This is a genomic window from Deltaproteobacteria bacterium RIFCSPHIGHO2_02_FULL_44_16 (genome assembly GCA_001798185.1).
Taxonomy (GTDB): domain Bacteria; phylum UBA10199; class UBA10199; order 2-02-FULL-44-16; family 2-02-FULL-44-16; genus 2-02-FULL-44-16.
The window spans coordinates 102,194-121,494 of record MGRM01000005.1 but is presented as its reverse complement, the minus strand read 5'-3'; the positions used below and the strand labels follow the sequence as shown (position 1 = coordinate 121,494).

Below are 19,301 nucleotides of genomic sequence, written 5' to 3'. Positions count from 1 at the left end.
TCTCACTCCTTTGACAGATACATCTCAACGAGAAATTTTGCTTGAAGCATTTCCGTTTTTCCATTTGTTTTCAGCTCAATGGAAGCAAGAAAAAGAGGACGATTGATCCGTTCAAGCGTTTTCATATAACGAATAAGTTGTATATACCCCCCTTCAAGCCGAACATCAATAGAAGTCACGGTAAATCCTTTGCGCTCTTCTGTAGAACCAACATCAACAGAAAGAAGTTTAAGTCCTCGTAAGGTTTGATGGCTCGAAAGAAAACCTATTGTTTGCGCAATTTCCTGAGAACGATCTCCTCCACGATAGGTCAGAATTCTTTTAAGCCGATTATCCACATTCTGTTTTATCTCCGGCGGTGCTTCGGGAGCTGCTTGTCGCTCCGCAAGTTGTTCTGAAATCGCTTGGATAAGCTCAGACACAGATTTGGATTCTTGAACCGCGGTGTGAAGTTGCTGATTGCTTTTTTGAAGTTGTTTCATCTGGGGAGATAAAAAAGTCTGAAAAAGAAACCAAAAAAGAAAAAGAAGTAAAAAAACAAAAACAAAAACCTCTCGACCTGAGGGTTTTTGTCGCAAATCAATTTTACCGATGCTAAACGCCATTTTCTTTTTCTCCAAGAGAAACTTTGGTCTCAATCACAAATTGAAACTCACCACTTTTGGTGCGATCTTGCTTTGTGTTTGTCAGTTGAGGATCAGAAAATGCAGGTGAACCTTTCAGTTTTCCAAGAAAGTCGGTAATGGCCTCAGCTCGTCGCCCTTCTCCACCGATCTTAAGCGTGTATTCCTCTTCTTCTGGAATCTTGTCAGATTGAATGGCCGTGAAATGGAGTTCTCTGGGCAAAAGTTGACTGAGCGAAAGAAGAGCATCTGACCAAAGGGGAGGAGGAATAAAACTTTCCGCAAGTTCCTTTTGAGTCGTGCGAGCAAGTTTCTTTTTTCCCGTCAGTCTCGCCACACTCAAACGCCGATCTTTTTCAGATTGCAATTTTTGAAGCGTCCGCTGTTCCGTAACTATTTTTTTCTCAAGATAAACAATACGCAAATGAATGCCACCATACCAAAGAAAAACAATGAACGACCACGCAAGAAGAACAACCCCCATCATTCCATAGGTAAACGCAAATCGTCCCCCTTTTAAAAAATTCATTCTCTGGAGCGGCTCTTCACGCATACGATTCCTCTAAATAACAGAAAGCCCTACAGCAATGGCATACGTAGATCTCTCTGGAACACTCATTGTTTCAATCTCTGCTGGGAGAGGAAGATGGAGAAAGGGATCAAAGACATGAACTTCCATACCGAGGGAATGTTCCATATGTTCTTTGAGCTTTGGAAACTGCACACCTTTCCCACAAATAAAGAGATCGTGAACACTCTCCACACCATACATAATACAAAAAGCATCGATCGAACGTTGTACTTCAATGACAAGTTGTCGTAAGAAGTGAGTGGCTGTTGTCGCGATTTCAGCTCCATGCAGGTCGCTTTCTTTGCCTGCAATCCACTCTTGAAAAAGAGTTTTCGCCGCTTGTGGTTCCACATTTCCTTGATGTTGAAGCATCTCCAAAAAACTTTGCAGACTCATGCCGGTCAGAGGGCGGGAAAAAAGAACGACATGAGCTGTCATGACAATAAAATAAGTTGTCTCTTCATCCATATGAAGACAGATCGTAAATCGATCTTCCGTGAGAAGACGATTTAAATGAAATGCTGCCAAAAGAGCAGTTGCAGCCGGTTCTAATGAAATCAATTTATACCCAAGATCTTTGGCAAGTTTCACATATTGATGAATGGCTTCCTCAGAAATTCCATACGCCATCAGGGCAAGCTGTCCTTTTTCATCGTAATGCGTCAAAGGCGTATAGCCGACGGTATATTTTTCAATAGGACAATCGACATGTTCGCGAAAATTCCACCGAATGGCTTCAACAAGATCTGATTCCGGCATGGGCGCAATATTCATTCTTCGGACCCGAAGCGTGGAATGTTCAGCCACAAAAGCGCATTTTTTCATTCCCTGAGAAAATTGATCCAAGAAAAATTTAATTCGTTCACGATCAGGATTCGTTTCATTCCAAAAATCGGTGAACTCCACCGATCCACATCCCACAACCTGATAACCTTCTTGCTTATTTCGTCGCAACTGAACAGCTCGAAGGATTGATGTATGAAGATCAAAACCGAGTCGTTCTGGTTGACGACGAATCCACCGCGTGGCTTGTCCAAGCAGTTCTCGACTGTTCACATCTCCCCCATCCATGTTAGGGTTCTAATGCTAAGGCCCTCTCCCGCACACGATCAAGAAAATGAGGAGGCATCTGCTTTTGGTGCTTGAGAAATTGTCGATAATATTCGTGTGCTGTTTTTACGTCTTCTTTCTGTTCTGCAAGCAAGGCCAAATGAAAAAAAGCTTCTGCATAGGTTGCATTCAAAGCAACTGCTTTTTCCAGTAATTGTTGAGCTTCGTCATAAGCTTCTTGTTTCATCTTCACAACTGCAAGATTGTGAAGCGCTTCAGGATATTCTGGACGAAGCTTCAAGGCTTTCTGAAAAGCTTCTTCTGCTTTTTTTATATTTTTTTGTCTTCGAGAAACAACTCCGAGATTATTCCAGAGTTCAGGATCTTTATTATCCAGCGCTGTTGCTGCTGTAAATTTCGTCCACGCCAGCTCGAGTTGATCTGCTTTATAAGCTTCTAACGCTTCCTGTTTGAGCTGATCAAACTCAGCTTGGGTCACTCGTTGTGAATTTTGAGAAAGCGCTTGTTTTGGTTGAAGAGAAGCGGAAGTAACCTTTTTTTTCTTCAACGCAGAAAAACTGATCACACCAGCAACCACAATAAAAATGGCTATGAGAATGAGCGTTCGTCGCGGAATCGGCGGTCTCACCGAGCCAGGAGCAAGCGCACTCGCACCACTTTTCACTGTTTCTGCTTGAGCGTACGCTTTTTGCTGCGCTTTTTTTAAAGCATCATGAATCAGAGACATAAATAAAGTTCCTTCTCATCGAGCCGAAAGCAAAAATCGTTTCAACACTGTCCATATCGGCGCTTGTTCTTTCCCTCGAAAATCGCAGATTGCTGTTTTTAAATCGTCCTTATCCACAATATAACTTTCACGAACATAAGCAGACATGAGCGCACGATCGCAAAGCAAATTAATTAACCGTGGATACCCTTTTGATTCGCTATAAAGGAGACGGTACGCTTTTGGATCAAAAAAAACTTTTCCACTTCCACCTGCCATCGAGATCCGATGATTGATATATCGCATCATTTCAATAAATTCGAGTGGTGAAAGATGAACCCGACTACTAATGCGCTGATTGAGTTGACGAAGGTCATGCTGCTTTAGTTTTTTCAATAATTCTGGTTGTCCCACGAGTAAAATTTGAAGTAATTTTTGTTTCTCAGTTTCTAAATTCGTCAAGAGTCGAATCGCTTCTAAAGCCTCTGAAGAAAGATTTTGGGCTTCATCAATAACAACAAGCGCTGTTTTTCCAGCATTGGAAACTTCAATTAAAAAACGATTCAGGGCTTCCATTAATTTTTGAGGTGTTATGGAACGGATGGCAATGCCAAAGTCCTTGGTAATCGTCTTGAGCAATTCAGGTACCGAAAGGAGAGGATTGATGAGAAGCGCTGTCTCCACAGATTGATCAAGCCGCGACAAAAGCGCGCGCGACAACATGGTTTTCCCTGCTCCTACTTCTCCCGTGAGAAGAGAAAATCCAAGTCGCTCGCGAATGCTATACAAAAGGGTTTGGAGCGCCTTCTCATGTTGCTTCCCCAAATAAAGAAATTGAATATCGGGGGTAATCGAAAACGGTTTTTCTGAAAATCCAAAGAATTCCAAATACATAGTGCGTCTCTCCGAATTGTTCTTATACCTGGATTATCACTTCTTTGCAAGGAATCGGCACGATGAAATTACTTTTTATCCTCGGAAGGGGCATGAAGGAACATGGATTCTTGATGAATGTCGTCACCTGCAGAAGCTGTCACGGACAAACGCTTTTGAAGGGGATCGAAATGAACTCTCAATTCTGTATCTTCAAATTTCTTTTTGCTTCCTGAGGGATTTCTTCCATGCTTCATTTCCTTGAAGGCGTATTCGAAACCAGCACGAAGAGCATAATGAACTCTCTCCTTTTGCAAAATATCGTGGGGCTGCATGCTCTTCCATTTTTCATCGATGAGAGCAGAAGGAGAAGATAACCAAAAAATATGACTTCGATAGACCATAAAACGATACAGTTCGAAACCAGAAAAAAGAATTTTGGTCATCGCAATAATCATAAAGATCATCATAAAAATAATGATTCCTTTATCGAAAAACCCGAACGGAGCGTATGATCGATCAAAATGCTGCATGATCTCCTCAATAACGTGAAAGCATCGTCGCAAGAGAGAAATGTTGATCTTTCTCCTCTCCCCATTCCACATTCACTTCGATCCTTTTATATCCCGAGTTGACCTGCGGTGTCACAAAATCAGATGAGGTCACTTCAGAAATTTTCGTGCGACATCTGAAAAAGGCAAAATCACCTAAGTAGGTTTCATCGAAACTCTCACCAAGCTTGAGAGCGTCGAATCCCTTTTCTGTTTTCAAGGCAATCATCTCTTCAAGACGTTCATGAACAAGCAGAAGAGCAGCACGCTGAAGATCAAGGCGAATACCGTTTTGAAGAGCTTGTGAAAAAAAATGGATCACCCCAAAAAGAAGGGATGCAACAATAATGGAAAGTGCCATCATGAGATTTACATTTCGCTTGATCATTTTTCTTCCCAAGAGAGTGAATTAACTTTGAGTATGCCATCCTCGCGAAAGCGGGGATCCAGAAAATCTGATAAACACACTGGATTCCTGCTTTCGCAGGAATGACATCGTACTCATAAAAAAAGTTAACTCCTCTAGAGCAAGATCAAAAACAAAAGCCGAGAAATTTTCATTTCTCGGCTTCGAGCAAATAGACAATACTTGACCTGCTTCCTTCATTCCTACTTATTGGAATTCTCCTGTTGACTGGTCATAGCTAAAGGTAACAGGAGGATTTGTTCCATCATCGAATTCATAGGCAGTGTCACTGACCCGTGTCCAACTTCCATCGCTGACTCCATTTGTCAGAATCGTATCGAAGCAGTTGGCACAAGCTCCGTTGGATTCACCATCCAATGTTGCGGGATAGTTTCCGACTCCTCCATTTGTCACCATATCATTGGCCCTATACAGCTGAATACCAGCTCTTACCGCTCCTACCACACCGTCTCGACTCGCTTGTTCAGCTTCAGTACTGAGATCCAAGAAGCGCGGCAGCGCGGAGATTGCAAGAATACCAAGTATTGCAATCACCAAGATTAACTCGATTAATGTAAAACCCTTGTTTTTCATAAATCCCCCTCCTCCGTTAAAATGTGAATAATTTTTCCCCGAGTTGTTTTTTCCTGAATTCAGCCAAATTATACATGCTTTCATTTCAAAAGCGGGTTATTTTTTTCTGAAAAATAATACGAAAAGTAAAACATCACTAAATGAATATAAATATATAAAAAATAAGTATTTTTTTACTTATAATACATATTATTTATTCTTTTTACCAAAATTCGTACCCACCTGAAATACTCCTTACCCATCCTGTTTGAGGATCATACGTATAAGGATCGCCAAAGGGATCGGTAAACTGTTTATCCCCAACAAAAACAGGGTATTCAAGAAAACGCCTCATAATAACCTCGTCAGGAAATTGGTATTCCAAAGAGGCAAGTTCTTCAAGGCTTCCGGGATTACGATGCATGACTGCTTTAAAAAGTTGGATCGACGTTCGCAAAAGTTGCAGTTGATAAAAGAGAGTTTTTTGATTTTGCACTTCTCGTTCAAAATGAATGGAAGCAATAAAAAGAAAAATAGAAATCATGGCAACACCGATTAAAAATAACCTCTGAATAACAATGCGAGTTCGTTGCATTCCAAGCGAGATTACCATTTTTCATATCCTTCGGTTTTACTTTTTATCCAACCACTTGTGGCATCGTACGTATAAGGAGTGCCAAAAGGATCCAGAACTTCTCCTGCTTTTATGGGAGGAAGTGCGTCGAGAAAGCGACGTCTTTTCCCATCGCCAAAATCATAATCTTTTTCAATCAAGTTTTCAAGACGCAGCGGGTTTTCGTGATTCATTGTTTTATAAAGAGCAAGAGCAGATCGAAATGTTGAAAGCTCTCTCATCAGTTGTCGAGCACTCTGAGCTTCAGAACGTTTTTGATAAAGGCCAATCCCGAGCACAACAGCAAGGCCCACGACAATGACAATGATGGTAAGTTCAAGATGAGATCGATGTCTTCGTTTCATCACTTAATTCCGAATCACCGTCGTCAAATTCCAAATAGGAAGGAAAATGGCGAGCGCGAGTAAAGCCACCATACCAAAGATGCCAACTAACAACAAGGGCTCAAGCAATGTCGTTAAATTTTTTATCGTATGATTCACTTCAAGTTCATAATGTTCTGCAATCGTTTCGAGCATCTCATCAATCGCACCGCTCTGCTCTCCCACGCTCGTGGTTTCAATGATAACCGGAGTAAAATAATGTTGATGTTTCATGGCTTCTGAAAGTGTGGAACCTTTTTGAATCTCATCTCGCACCATCAAGATCTCAAAAGAAAAAGCGACATTCCCAATGACATTCGCCACCACTTCGAGCGAACGAGGCATGGGGAGGCCTGAACGATAGAGCGCGGCTAAAATATGACCAAAGCGAGCATTCGCGACCTTCAGTTGAAGATCTCCAAAGACAGGAAGATGAAATCGAAGACGATCTATTTTCATTTTCCCCATACGCGTCCGATAAAAACGTTGAAAAAAATAGACAGAGACACCAACAATCGAAATGGCCACATACCAATAATTCCGAAAAAAATTACTGATGCCGATTAAGATCTGGGTCGGAAGCGGCACTTCAGCGCCATAACGAGCGTAGAAACCGACAAACTTCGGAACCACAAAGGTCATCAAAAAAATCACCGCGCCCACGAGGACAAAGAGAACAATCTTGGGATAGAGCATGGCACCTTTGATATTCTTCTGAATTTCAAACTCACGTTCAATAAGAAGGGAGAGATTCTTTAAGACACTTTCGAGAATACCTGCCTCTTCTCCAGCAGCGAGCATTGATACATATAATTCATTAAAGATTTTTGGGTGTCGGCCAAAAGCTTGAGCAAGGGTTGAACCACTATTCACATCAGTACGAACACGCACCAAACCATTTCGAAGCGTAACGCTTTTAGATTGCTTCGCAAGCGTGTTCAAAATCGTATCCATACTCACGCCCGCTTTAAAGAGCGTGAAGAATTGACGGGTAAAAACCATCATCTCTTCTGGTGTTACACGTTGAAAAAGAGATTGAAGGGAATGAAGAGAAAAAAAATTCTTTCCTTGTTCGCGAACCGTGAGGGGAATAAGTCCCTCGTCAAAAAGAGCCTCTTTAAGTTCTTGCTCGCTTGCGGCTTCGATTTCCCCTTGAATCAGAGCGCCACTTTGATCGCGTGCTCGGTAATAAAAAACGCCCACTCCCCCTCCTTAGGACTCCTCAGTCACGCGAAGCACTTCTTCAAGCGTTGTTTTCCCTTCACGCATCAGCTCCACACCATGCTCGCGAAGAGTTTTTGTACCATCTTTTTTTGCAAGCTCTAACATTTTTTCTTCGCTTGCACCTTCACTCATGAGTTGTTTGAGTTCGGGAGTGATACTCACCAGCTCAAACAAAGCCTGCCGTCCGGAATACCCACTCATACGACAATGCTTACAGCCAGCACCGCGAGAGAGCTTCATCTGGACATCGATTCCAAATTTTTTCTTTTTCTCATCAGAAACATCTGCGGGTTTTATACAATGAGGACAAATTTTTCTCACCAGACGCTGGGCTAATACACCAATAAGCGCTGATGAAAGGAGAAAAGGTTCGATCCCTAAATCTCCAAGTCGAGTCACCGCTCCAATAGCCGTATTGGTATGAAGCGTTGAAAAAACAAGATGGCCCGTAATGGCTGAACGAACTGCAATATCCGCAGTCTCTTTATCCCGAACTTCACCAAGCATAATGACATCAGGATCTTGACGTAAAATCGAACGAAGCGCAGAGGCAAAGGTCATTCCCGCTTTGGTATTGACCTGAGCTTGATTGACACCGCTGATTTCATTTTCAATGGGATCTTCAATCGAAATAATATTTCGGTCTTGCGAATTAATCCGTTGAAGCGCCGCATAGAGCGTTGTGGTCTTTCCGGATCCCGTAGGACCAGTCACGAGAAAAATACCGTAGGGTCGCGTGATGAGATCTTCAAATTGTTTTCGTTCGAGATTGCCAAAACCGAGTTGATCGAGTCCTAACACTTGTTCTTGACTCAAAAGACGAAGGACCACTTTTTCGCCATGCATCGTCGGATAGGTCGAAATACGGAGATCAACTTTTCTCCCTAATGTTTTCAATCGAACGCGCCCATCCTGAGGAATCCGACGTTCCGCAATATCCATACCTGCCATCACTTTGATGCGTGAAATAATAGGAAGATGCATCGCCTTCGAAAGGGTAAGCCGTTCTTCGAGCACACCATCAATACGATCTCGTACGCGCAAAGACTCTGCCATGGGTTCAATATGAATATCACTCGATCGTTCTTTGAGAGCGCTTTGAATAATCTTATTCACCTCTGAAATAACTTTCGAACCCGAAGCCATTTCTCGAAGACGTTCCGCAATTTCTTCTTCAGATTCCGTTCCATATTGGACCACTTCCATTTCAGCTTCTGGATTTGGCATACTCTCGAGGCTACGAAAATTTTTTCCGGCAAGTGCTTGAATTTCAGCGGGAGATGCAAACACCGGTTCAATCCGATATTTGAGAGCAGTGCGAATATCCTCGACCGCAAACACATCGAGCGGATCAGACAACGCAATGGTAAGCGTGTCATCTGTTCGGAACAGAGGAATAAAATGATATTTGTGGGCGAGACTCGTCGGCACAAGCTTCGTAATTTCAGGATCAACCGAATAATCTTTGAGAGAAATAAATTCAATATTGAAGCGCTTTTTTAAAAAATCGAGAATTTCTTCTTCAGTCACAAATTTCTTTTTTAACAAAATTTGGCCGAGGTCTCCGCCAAGATTTCGTTTGGTTTCGAGGGCAACGGCAAGCTGATCCGAACTGATAATGCCGGAAGAAACCATCTCCTTCCCAATATTTTCCAGTACCTGAACCTCTCCTTTTTCCATACCACCCCCCGAAAAACTGATGATACCTGAAACCAACTACCGCAGCAAGCATGAGGCCTTTCAGAGAATTCTTTGGAAATATCAGACGAAAACTGATATTTTTTTATTTTAAGGGGGGTGCATGACACGAACACTGAAATCACTTCTTGCTCTCACCGTGGAACGCAGAGCAAGCGATCTTCATCTCAATGTCGGCATTCCCCCTAAAATTCGTATCGATGGGAAGCTCGTCTCCGCGGATGAAAAAATAGTCACCTCAGAAGAAGCAAAAGCTCTTTGTTTTGAATGTCTTTCAAAAGAGCAAATTGCACGTCTTGAACACGATTTTTCGATCGATCTCTCGTTTGGTCTTGAAGGGATTTCGCGTTTTCGCGGAAACGTCTATTGGGCCCAAGGAAATATTTCAGGAGCTTTTCGAACCATTTCCGAAAGAATTTCAAAACCAGAAGAACTGGGGATTCCTCCCGTAGTGACAGGTCTCACCAGCAGACCGCGCGGACTTATTCTGGTGACAGGGGCAACAGGTTCAGGAAAATCGACCACGCTTGCTTCGCTCGTTGAAATTATCAATGAAACCAGAAACGAACATATTATTACGATCGAAGATCCTATTGAGTTCGTCTATCGACAAAAAAAATGCACGATTCACCAACGAGAAGTTGGGAAAGATGCTCTCAATTTCCCCAGTGCTCTCAAATATGTTTTACGCCAAGATCCTGATATTGTGCTCATCGGAGAAATGCGAGACCTTGAAACGATCCAGAGTGCAATTACGATCGCAGAAACCGGGCATTTGGTCTTTGCGACCCTTCATACGAACACGACGTCACAAACCATTGACCGAATTATCGACGTTTTTCCTCCGCATCAACAGCCTCAAGTCAGAACGCAGCTAAGCTTCATTTTAGAAGGGATTTTGTGTCAGCAACTCCTTCCCAAAAAAGGAGGCGGTCGGCAATTAGCCCTGGAAATTCTGATTCCTACCCCTGGCATTCGCAATCTTATTCGAGAAGGAAAAACCCATCAGATTTTTTCTCAGATGCAAATGGGACAACAAGATACCGGCATGATCACCCTTGATCAATCGCTTGCAAAATTGGTAAAGGAAGGAGTAATCGAAAAGAGTGAAGCCCTGGTTCGCTGTTCAAGTCGCGCGGACCTTCAAAAATTACTCGATGAATGAGGTCATCTTTATGTCCGGTCATTCCAAGTGGTCGTCTATTAAACATAAGAAAGGAGCTCTCGATGCCAAAAGAGGAAAACTTTTCTCGAAGCTTATCAAGGAAATCACTGTTGCCGCACGCATTGGGGGCGGTGATCCAGGTGCAAATCCAAGGCTTCGCACCATTCTCGACAAGGCGCGTGCAGCCAATATGCCAGGTGACAACGTCGCGCGCGCTATCAAAAAAGGGACCGGAGAGCTTGAAGGTTTTACATTCGAAGAGGTCACTTTTGAAGGGTATGGTCCTGGGGGGGCTGCCGTCCTCGTCGAAACGTTAACCGATAATCGGAATCGGACCGTTGCTGAGCTTCGTCATATGTTTACGAAAAATGGTGGGAACATGGGTGAAGCTGGGTGTGTCTCGTGGATGTTTACCAAACGCGGCGTTCTTACCTTTGACAAATCGATCGGTGAAGAAAAATTGATGGAACTCTGTCTCGATGCTGGCGCTGAGGACATTCTTGAAGATGAAGATCTTCTGACGGTCCTTACAGAACCAACAGTTTTTGAAAAAGTTCGCGAAACATGCAACAAACAAGGGCTCAAGCCACTCGATGCCAATATCACGATGGTTCCTCAAAATACGATCAAGCTTGAAGGGACCGATGCAGAGAAAATGCTCAAGCTCATGGAAGCTCTTGAAGATCACGATGATGTGCAAAACGTCTCGGCTAATTTTGATATCGACACCAAGACCATGGAAGCTGTCGCATAACATGATCATCCTCGGCATTGATCCTGGAAGTCGAACGACAGGATACGGACTTGTTTCTGTTCAGGGGAAAAATATTGAACACGTTGATAATGGAAGCATCTCCCCTTCTCACACTTCACTTCCTCAGCGCTTACAATATATTTACGATGCACTGACAAAGTTGATTCAAGAGTACCGTCCTGATGTTATGGCTTTAGAAGAAATTTTTGTGGCGCACAATGTGCGAAGCGCTATGGTCTTAGGACATGCACGTGGTGTCGCGATGCTCTGTGCTGTCAATGCACGTCTCATTCTTGAAGAATATTCAGCACGTGAAGTCAAACAAGCAGTTGTCGGTTTTGGAACAGCATCAAAACTACAAATACAACAGATGACCAAATCGCTCTTAAAACTTCCTGAAATTGCCGCGGTCGATGCGGCTGATGCGCTTGCCGTGGCGCTCTGCCATGGACAAAGTCAGCATCTCAAAGAACGAATCAAAAAGGCAGGCGGCGCATGATCGCACTCTTAACCGGAAAACTTCTGTCGAAACAAACTGATCGCTGCGTGATTGATGTTCAAGGAGTGGGATATGAAGTCATTGCTTCGCTTCAAACGATCTCTCGTCTTCCAGAAACAGGAACTCCTTTCACGCTTCATATTTATACCTATATCCGCGAAGATCAAATGACCTTGTATGGATTCAATGATCTTTCGGAAAAAGAGATTTTTCGAAAACTCATTGCGATTTCAGGGATCGGTCCTCGCATGGCCATCTCTCTTCTTTCTGGCGTCCCTGTTCCTGATCTGATTACGTCTATCTGCGGAGAGGACGTTGCTCGTCTTTCGACCATTCCTGGTATCGGAAAGAAAACCGCTGAGCGCATTGTCATTGAACTCAAAGATAAACTTGTTTCTCTTCTCCCTCTTTCAACCACGGGACTCAGTCGAAAAAATATTTCTCCCTTTGAAGAAGCCTGTTCCGCATTGATAAATTTAGGATATTCGAAGCCAACGGCAGAAATGGCCCTGCATAAGATAGAAGAGAGAGACAACATGGCATTGCCAGAAATTTTAAAACAAGCGCTCAAGGAGCTTGCTCGATCATGAATCAGGATTTTCCCCTCACCACTCCTTTTTTAGCCGATGAAGAAGCAGTATTTGATGCAACACTTCGTCCGCGAAAATTGACGGAGTATATTGGTCAGTCTGCAGTCAAAGAACGACTCCGTGTTTTTATTGATGCTGCAAAAAAACGGAAAGAACATCTCGATCATGTCCTCTTCTCAGGTCCACCAGGACTTGGGAAAACAACACTTGCCTATATCATTGCGAAAGAGTTGGGAGTCAATATTACCGTCACCTCAGGCCCCGTCCTCGAGCGCCAAGGGGATCTTGCGGCGATTCTCACGAACCTCGCAGAACATGATGTTCTTTTTATTGATGAGATCCATCGTCTTCACCATACAATTGAAGAAGTTCTTTATCCTGCAATGGAAGATTTCCAACTCGATCTCTTGATCGGTCAGGGACCAAGCGCAAAAAGTGTCCGACTTGATCTTCCGAAGTTTACGCTTATTGGCGCCACGACTCGAGCTGGACTGCTCACAGCGCCATTGCGTGATCGTTTTGGCGTTCAATCGCGCCTTGAATTTTATTTTCCCGAAGAACTCTCGCTGATCATTAAACGCTCGGCAAAGCTTCTGAATGTCCCGATCGAAGAGACTGGAGCAATCGAAATTGCAGCGCGCTCGCGTGGCACTCCGCGTATCGCGAATCGACTCCTCAAACGAGTTCGTGATTATGCTCAAGTAAAAGCAGAGGGAAGAATTAGTAAAAACATCGCTCACGAAGCTCTCAAAATGTTGGAAGTAGATGAGCATGGACTCGACCAGATGGATCGTAAAATTCTCCTCACCATCATCGAAAAATTTGGAGGTGGCCCGGTTGGTGTGGAAACAATTTCCTCAGCCATTAGCGAAGAGAAAGAGACGATTGAAGATATTCATGAACCTTATCTCATTCAATGTGGGTTCCTCAACAGGACTCCGCGCGGGCGTATCGCAACTCCTCTCGCTTTTTCTTATTTTGGAAAAACTCCTCTCACTCCACAAAAAGCACAGCCAGATTTTTTCAGCGCATGAAACATTTTTTCACCATGCTGGGAATTTTTTTTTCACTCAAAAGAATATTGATTGCAGGCGCCGTTGGAATTTTTTTCGGTTTTCTTCTTCTCGGTGATCAAGGGGTTTACCAACTCACACGACTTCTGGAAATGAAACACTCACTTCTTTCGAAAAGAAAAGAACTTCAACAAAAAATCAAAGAACTTGAAACCGAACAAACACTGCTCCAGGAGCCAAAAAATCTGGAAATGGTGGTTCGAGAAGAGCTGGGGCTCATCAAACCAGGGGAAATTCTTTTTCAAGAGCGGCCGCGCTTAGATCGGAAGGGAGAAACTGCCGATCTTCACTGACGGTTTTGTCACAGGTCCCGTAATCGAAAGAGGATAGGTTCCGTCCGCTGTTTTTTGTTTTTCAATTAAAAAGAAAACCGGAAAGGTTTCTGTCAGTTTTGGAGAATCTCGGAAAGATCCATTCAAGTTTAAGCGTAAATTGGAAATGCTTTGAGAAAGAAAAATTTTCCCAGAAAGATCTAACCCAATATCTCCTCCCTCAAACTTGAGTGTTTCAATGGAGAGCGCTCCTTTGATCATTTCAGCGCTGAGACGCGCATTTTTCCCTCGAGAAAAAACAATTTCTGGCAAGGTCATGATTGTGCCTGCAACCTCAATTTCAGATGGTTGAAGTGATAAAGCCCGAAACACTAAATCAGCTTTTCCATTGGAACGAAGAAAATTTTGCTGATCCAACGTCAAACGAAAGGAACCATCAATGCGACTGGTGAGATGAAGTCCATAGCGAGAAGAGAATATCTGGAGAGACGCAAGGTCGAAATCTTCAACATCAATATCGAGCTCGATCGTTACTCCAGACCTTCGCCCCGTTCCTCGAATCATCCCTTTTCCACATTGGAGAGAAAAATCGAGGCGAGGTGTTCCAAAGAGTAATGAAAAGAAAGAAATTTTAGCGATCGCCTCATCGATATTCAGCAGTGGAAGGATTTCTCCTTTTTCCCGCATATTGATCGAAAGACGTTTTGCTTTCATCCCTGAAAAAGCAGATGGCTTTAAGGAAAGAATTTCGACGTCGACATTGCTTCCCAGTTGTTGCTCCAACACCCCTGCAATGCGCCCACGAAGTGCATCATACGGAAACATCCAGTAGAGAAAAAAAACAAAGCTGATCGCGAAAAAAAAGAGATAACCGATCAAGCGAAAGAGTTTCATGAACCTTCTCCCTCCTCATTATTTTCACGAAGTCGAAAAGAGGAGACGGAAAAAGAGACATCTAATTCTTGCTTGCTATCAAATCTCGGTTTTATTTCCAGATGACTCAAACGAAGGATTTTTTGAGGATGATTTTCAATCTCATAGAGAAATGAAATAAGCTCAGAAAGAAGGATGCGTTTTAATCTGACATCAACCGATGTTTCATCATAGAGATCTGAAGGAGCAATATTTTTTTCTTTGAGAGAATCAATGCGTGCTTTAATCCCTGCTTTATTTGCAATGGATTCAAGGGTTGAAGCAATCGAAGAATCAAATCCAGTGGAGAAAGTCCGCTCCATAGCTTCCATTTTGGATTTCATTTCATTATGGGTTTCAATTCCCCGCATCATTTGTTTCAAATTTTTTTCTTCTTCGACAATATTTTTTTCTAAAGAAGTAAGACTGCTGGAAGCCAAAGAAATAGGAACAAAAATCGCCATGATCAGAAGGATGCCAAGGCCAATGAGAGAAAACGTCTGTTCGCGCGGAGAAAGGCCTAAATAAGAGGCATAGAGATTATCCAAACGCAATCGTTCCAAACGAAGTGGTCCTAATTTAAATTCCATAGATTATCCTTCTTCCTCTTCTGCCGGGGTCAGCTCAAATGAAATATCAAACTTCACTTCATCTTTCACCCCTTTGCGGACGTTCCCAGAAGTGACACCGCGGAACATTTTTACTTTTTCAAGGGATTGTTTGAGACGATCCACGGCTTCAAACGAATCAGTATAACCCGACAAAACAGTTCGCGAAGGAGCAATACTCAGCTTTTCAACATCGAATTTTATTTCCGTGCGCGGGGGAACTTTTTCGGAGATGGTCTTCAAGACCTCTAAGGGAGAGACGCCTCGAAGTTCTTCTAATTTTTTCATTCGATCTGCTAAACTTGCCTCTCGAGATTTGAGCACCGCAAGACCGCTCTTGGTTCCTTCCAGCGCTTTTGGCGGAGCATCCGGAAGCGCTTGTCGAATAAGTTCTTTGGCATCAGACTCAATGCCTTCAAGCTTTCCTCGAAGTGAATAATAGTGAATGGAAAAAGAAGTTAAAGAAAGAAGAACAATAGCAATGAGCGCAATGGCAACATTGCGCATGCCCCCTCCAATTTGTTCGACGTCTCCTGTAAACGCAAAATCTCCCTTGCGCAAATTAATGGAAGAGACAGCACCAGGAGCGACGCCTCGGAGCGCTAACGCCAAAGCTTGTGGAATGACATGACGATGCGCTTCAGCGCGCTCGAGACGGCTAAAGTGAAATTCGGGACAATTCATATACGCGACGTTTTGTTTGAGAACATCGGAAAAATAACTATCAATTCCCGGAAGTCGCGATGTGCCTCCACTTAAGAAAACTCCTTCGATGGAACCCCCTTCTTCATCGCGATAGGAAAAAAAAGTTTGGCGGATATGAAGAAGAAGTTCATCCACCACTTCTTTGATAGCAGCTACGACTTCTTTGGTAATCGTATCCACTTCAGCAGGAAGATCGACCGGAAGACTTCCCATCTCAATTTTCATTTTTTCAGCTTCTTCAAAGGGAATGCCAAGCGTTTTTGAAATTCGCTCTGTGATTGTTTTTCCGGCCATGGAAATGGCTCGAACAAAACTGACGTTTTTCCCACGACACAACGTGATGGTTGTTTTTTCATGCCCCACATCGATCATGGCATAATGCCCTTCAGGCGGGACCATCCCCAGATTTACTAAATGAACAAGCTCAACTCCTTCAACGCTGATCGTACGCGGATCAATGCTAATACCTTGAAGCATGGAAAGGTATTTCGCCATTTCTCCCTTTTGGACATACGTGACCAGTACACGAGAGGCTTCTTTGGTGGACCATGTCACCGCATAATCAATCAACACCGAGTCCATCTGAAAGGGAATATAACTTTCCATTTCAAATTGAATAGTTTGATCAATTTTTTTACGACTGCTAAAAGGGAAGGTAATAAGCCGTGAAGAGACGTGCTGACCCGGAAAACCGCAGACAACGTATTCGGACTCTAAATGATGATCATCTAAAAGCCCTTGAATGGCGATGGCAGTAGACTCTGCCGTTGAAAGCACGTCATTATATTGAATTCGTCGTTCAAAAAAACCGACAAACTCAAACGATTTAAAACTTCGCGTGAGCTTGGCAATTTTTACGGAATAACTGCCGACATCAATACCAAGAATTATTTGTGGCATATCCCCTCGTACACTCGTGGAGCACCAATTTTAATTTTCCGTACTGTCATCCTGGACAAAGTGAAGGATCTCATGTGATCACTTGAGATTCTTCGCTACGCTCAGAATGATAAATATGCAAATTCAAATATGACGGACCACTAGTTTCTAATAAACCTTCCAATATAACAATGGCCAATTTTTAGATTACATTTTACAGGAACAGCCGATAATCAATATTGAGAACCTTTGCCAGACGCCGAGCCATTTTTTTTCCAATGGGCCGTTTCCCATGCTCCATTTTGGAAAGGTCACTTTGAGTAATTTTCAGTTTCCGGGCCAATTCGATCTGAGTCATTTCCTCCTTAAACCTCGCCCCACGGAGAGCGGAACCCCGCTTGGAATACTTGACATGCAGATCTTTAAAAACTTCCTCCGCCGGAATGGATTCTTCGTCGCGCATTGAAGCGGGAGTATCCTTCAACAGGACCAGAACCGCGCTTGCCTTCTCCGAGGGCACATAAAATTTTCTTCCCCGAATTAAGATGGGTTCAGTACGGGGCTTTCTCATGGGTACCGACATAATATACCTCCACAATTTGAATCGTTTTTTCTTTCACTTCCCAGCAAGCCACATATCACGGGGCCAGCAACGCCTATTTCCTGGACTAGCGCATCCAGTCTTTGAGTGCTAGATTCGGGAAGCTCTCTGCATTGCCGTTCCGCTTTCCTCTGAAAGGTGACATGCCAACTCATTGTAAAAACAATATATGGCAATTATTGCCCTATGGCAAGAAGAAAATACTCAGGGGAGGGCCTATATTACTTCCTTGAACGATTTTTATGTTGCTCTCTGTTTTGGAGCAATTCATCCTGCGTTACATCTTTGCAATTGGCGGAATCAAAACGATCATCCTCAAAGGCCCCAATGTCACAGCCACACCCGACAGGACGAGTTACTCCGCGTTGATCTGTTGCAGGACAATTGCGTCGATCGGCGTTATCTCGTGAGAGGCTTACCCGAGTCAGGGCATGTGTCTCCGTAGGCCCTCCATAATTACCAAGAGGCATGAGCAGAGATTGTCCAGAAGGAATCGGAAAATCGTTTGTAACAGCGTTTGGATATTTATAGGTCATGCATCCTGTCATATCGCCGAAAATATTTCCGCCGTGGGAAAAAAGATGGGCTGCAACATTTTGAGGGAGCAGATCTCCAAAGCAGTTGTTTCCATTTCGCGGAAGATTTGTTCGATTGAAAGCAATGATTGTATTTTTGAGAAACGAAGCACATCCTTTGCAATAAATCCCGCCGCCTTTTTTAGCAGAATTATTCACGATTGTATTGTTTGTCATCTCTAGCCATGACTTGCTCCAAACACTTCCACCTTCATCACTTGCTTGATTTCCAGAAAATGTCGAGTTGATAAGAGAAACAAATCCATAGTGATGTTTTAAAGAATCATTTTGATTTTGAGACGGCATTTGAGTTGAAGAGCTTGGATTTTGAGAAGCATTTCCATTGAGAGGAAATGTATGCGGACCTACGGGAATGGCAATAAAGTTAGTCGGTTCTTCTTCGTTTGGTCTTGGACGAGAACCTGGAGTTGGAAAAGGCCCTTCATCTACAAGCGCAGCTCCTTTTTGTGCCGTATTCTGAGAAAATGTGCTCCCATCAATGTGAATTTCTCCACTCGCATTAAAAACAGCTCCTCCAGAGATACCGGCTTGATTCGCGCTAAAGTTCGAAGAGTAAACTACAAGGTTAGATCTATAGAACGCAGTTACTTCTCCCTGGTTATAATAAATACGGTTTATATTAAAAATAGCGCCTCCAGAACATTCCGAGGAATTATGCAAAACTTGACTATTACTGATGCTAAGATTCCCACCATAATTATAGATAGCTCCACCTTCACCATTATTAGGAGGAAGGTATACCGCCCCGTAGGAAATCGTAGTCGGGCATGATCGTCCGTTAATAGAAACCCGGTTGTGGGAGATAATGGAATTTGAAATATTGAGATTTGCAGCTTCGAAAACAAAAATTGCTCCTCCTGATGAGGCAGCATTCTCAGTAAGGAAAGTATCAAAAAGAATAACATGCGCTCCTTGCGCGAGCGTCATTGTTCCTCCCGTTTTCTCAAAAACACCATCGGTGTTCTGCAATCCATTTTGCATAGTGAGGTGTTGAAAGGTAATCCTCGAGCTTCCATTAATAAAAAAGAGAGAAACTCTATTTTGACCATCGATGATCGTATTTTCTCTTCCTGCTCCTCGTATCTCTGTATCCCCTGTAGGTTCCAAAAATATGATGGTCTTACCCAATTCATACAGACCTGGCGGCAAAAGGATGAGATCGTTCTCGCGATTTAGTTCAGCCTCCCTCATCGCTGCACGTAACGTACACCTCCCCGATCCATCATCGCAAATTCCATCACGGGGGTTGGCATCTGGGAGATCCACGGTATTAGTGACGTTGAAGGTGGCGGAAAATCCATTGGAAGAGAGAAAGAGGAAAGAACAGAAGAATAAGAAGAGAAAGAACGGTTTCT

23 protein-coding genes are annotated in these 19,301 nt (G+C 43.2%); 6 read left to right on the top strand and 17 right to left on the bottom strand.

Translation table 11 applies throughout. From position 1 onward, the window contains the following. Positions 1 to 2: 2 nt before the first annotated feature. The 12 genes from A3C46_06265 to A3C46_06210 all read right to left on the bottom strand — a co-directional run bounded on the left by A3C46_06265 (position 3) and on the right by A3C46_06210 (position 9,274). Entirely contained in the window at positions 3 to 605 is a 603-nt protein-coding gene (locus A3C46_06265) for a hypothetical protein (GenBank protein OGQ23392.1), read from the bottom strand. Further along, positions 595 to 1,176: a hypothetical protein gene (locus A3C46_06260; protein ID OGQ23391.1), complete on the bottom strand. Its 582-nt coding sequence runs from the start codon at positions 1,174 to 1,176 to the stop codon at positions 595 to 597. Before A3C46_06260 ends, A3C46_06265 begins: the two co-directional genes overlap by 11 nt. 9 nt (positions 1,177 to 1,185) lie before the next feature. Further along, positions 1,186 to 2,265, bottom strand: coding sequence for a hypothetical protein (locus tag A3C46_06255; protein OGQ23390.1), 1,080 nt, complete (start codon positions 2,263 to 2,265; stop codon positions 1,186 to 1,188). Position 2,266: 1 nt separating this feature from the next. Further along, entirely contained in the window at positions 2,267 to 2,992 is a 726-nt protein-coding gene (locus tag A3C46_06250; protein OGQ23389.1) for a hypothetical protein, read from the bottom strand. 15 nt (positions 2,993 to 3,007) lie between these two features. After that, the gene (locus A3C46_06245; GenBank protein OGQ23388.1) at positions 3,008 to 3,865 is read right to left on the bottom strand and encodes a hypothetical protein; all 858 of its coding nucleotides are present in this window, start codon (positions 3,863 to 3,865) and stop codon (positions 3,008 to 3,010) included. 68 nt (positions 3,866 to 3,933) lie between these two features. Beyond that, the gene (locus tag A3C46_06240) at positions 3,934 to 4,377 is read right to left on the bottom strand and encodes a hypothetical protein (GenBank protein ID OGQ23387.1); all 444 of its coding nucleotides are present in this window, start codon (positions 4,375 to 4,377) and stop codon (positions 3,934 to 3,936) included. A 7-nt stretch (positions 4,378 to 4,384) separates the two neighbouring features. Further along, positions 4,385 to 4,783, bottom strand: coding sequence for a hypothetical protein (locus A3C46_06235; GenBank protein OGQ23386.1), 399 nt, complete (start codon positions 4,781 to 4,783; stop codon positions 4,385 to 4,387). 225 nt (positions 4,784 to 5,008) lie between these two features. Continuing rightward, entirely contained in the window at positions 5,009 to 5,395 is a 387-nt protein-coding gene (locus A3C46_06230) for a hypothetical protein (GenBank protein OGQ23385.1), read from the bottom strand. Between the two features lie 202 nt (positions 5,396 to 5,597). Further along, positions 5,598 to 5,987: a hypothetical protein gene (locus A3C46_06225; GenBank protein ID OGQ23384.1), complete on the bottom strand. Its 390-nt coding sequence runs from the start codon at positions 5,985 to 5,987 to the stop codon at positions 5,598 to 5,600. Then, the gene (locus A3C46_06220; protein ID OGQ23383.1) at positions 5,981 to 6,352 is read right to left on the bottom strand and encodes a hypothetical protein; all 372 of its coding nucleotides are present in this window, start codon (positions 6,350 to 6,352) and stop codon (positions 5,981 to 5,983) included. The genes A3C46_06225 and A3C46_06220 overlap by 7 nt, the downstream gene beginning before the upstream one ends. 3 nt (positions 6,353 to 6,355) lie before the next feature. Next, positions 6,356 to 7,531: a hypothetical protein gene (locus A3C46_06215; protein ID OGQ23422.1), complete on the bottom strand. Its 1,176-nt coding sequence runs from the start codon at positions 7,529 to 7,531 to the stop codon at positions 6,356 to 6,358. Between the two features lie 51 nt (positions 7,532 to 7,582). Then, positions 7,583 to 9,274, bottom strand: coding sequence for a hypothetical protein (locus A3C46_06210; protein ID OGQ23382.1), 1,692 nt, complete (start codon positions 9,272 to 9,274; stop codon positions 7,583 to 7,585). Positions 9,275 to 9,395: 121 nt separating this feature from the next. On the opposite strand from A3C46_06210, the gene A3C46_06205 reads away from it, so the two are divergent. From A3C46_06205 to A3C46_06180, 6 genes are read left to right on the top strand one after another with little or no spacing between them, the layout of a single operon-like run. Beyond that, on the top strand, positions 9,396 to 10,457 hold the full coding sequence (locus A3C46_06205) for a type IV pili twitching motility protein PilT (protein ID OGQ23381.1): 1,062 nt from the start codon (positions 9,396 to 9,398) through the stop codon (positions 10,455 to 10,457). A 10-nt stretch (positions 10,458 to 10,467) separates the two neighbouring features. After that, positions 10,468 to 11,211, top strand: a complete 744-nt coding sequence (locus A3C46_06200) for a transcriptional regulator (GenBank protein OGQ23421.1) — start codon at positions 10,468 to 10,470, stop codon at positions 11,209 to 11,211. 1 nt (position 11,212) lies between these two features. Beyond that, positions 11,213 to 11,710 carry a crossover junction endodeoxyribonuclease RuvC gene (locus tag A3C46_06195; protein OGQ23380.1) on the top strand — a complete coding sequence of 166 codons (498 nt, stop codon included), beginning with the start codon at positions 11,213 to 11,215 and terminating at the stop codon, positions 11,708 to 11,710. Then, positions 11,707 to 12,300: a Holliday junction DNA helicase RuvA gene (locus A3C46_06190; GenBank protein OGQ23379.1), complete on the top strand. Its 594-nt coding sequence runs from the start codon at positions 11,707 to 11,709 to the stop codon at positions 12,298 to 12,300. Before A3C46_06195 ends, A3C46_06190 begins: the two co-directional genes overlap by 4 nt. Next, complete coding sequence (locus tag A3C46_06185; GenBank protein OGQ23378.1) at positions 12,297 to 13,334, top strand: Holliday junction DNA helicase RuvB; 1,038 nt, start codon at positions 12,297 to 12,299, stop codon at positions 13,332 to 13,334. The genes A3C46_06190 and A3C46_06185 overlap by 4 nt, the downstream gene beginning before the upstream one ends. Further along, positions 13,331 to 13,666, top strand: coding sequence for a hypothetical protein (locus A3C46_06180; protein OGQ23377.1), 336 nt, complete (start codon positions 13,331 to 13,333; stop codon positions 13,664 to 13,666). The genes A3C46_06185 and A3C46_06180 overlap by 4 nt, the downstream gene beginning before the upstream one ends. Here the strand turns inward: A3C46_06180 and A3C46_06175 are convergent. From A3C46_06175 to A3C46_06155, 5 genes are all read right to left on the bottom strand, one after another. Beyond that, entirely contained in the window at positions 13,631 to 14,539 is a 909-nt protein-coding gene (locus tag A3C46_06175) for a type II secretion system protein GspN (protein ID OGQ23376.1), read from the bottom strand. The two genes, A3C46_06180 and A3C46_06175, sit on opposite strands and share 36 nt — an antisense overlap. Then, positions 14,536 to 15,147, bottom strand: coding sequence for a hypothetical protein (locus tag A3C46_06170; GenBank protein OGQ23375.1), 612 nt, complete (start codon positions 15,145 to 15,147; stop codon positions 14,536 to 14,538). Before A3C46_06170 ends, A3C46_06175 begins: the two co-directional genes overlap by 4 nt. A 3-nt stretch (positions 15,148 to 15,150) precedes the next feature. Continuing rightward, on the bottom strand, positions 15,151 to 16,770 hold the full coding sequence (locus A3C46_06165; GenBank protein ID OGQ23374.1) for a hypothetical protein: 1,620 nt from the start codon (positions 16,768 to 16,770) through the stop codon (positions 15,151 to 15,153). 193 nt (positions 16,771 to 16,963) lie between these two features. Continuing rightward, positions 16,964 to 17,332, bottom strand: a complete 369-nt coding sequence (locus A3C46_06160) for a hypothetical protein (protein ID OGQ23373.1) — start codon at positions 17,330 to 17,332, stop codon at positions 16,964 to 16,966. Positions 17,333 to 17,571: 239 nt separating this feature from the next. Beyond that, complete coding sequence (locus tag A3C46_06155) at positions 17,572 to 19,137, bottom strand: hypothetical protein (protein OGQ23372.1); 1,566 nt, start codon at positions 19,135 to 19,137, stop codon at positions 17,572 to 17,574. Positions 19,138 to 19,301: the final 164 nt, after the last annotated feature.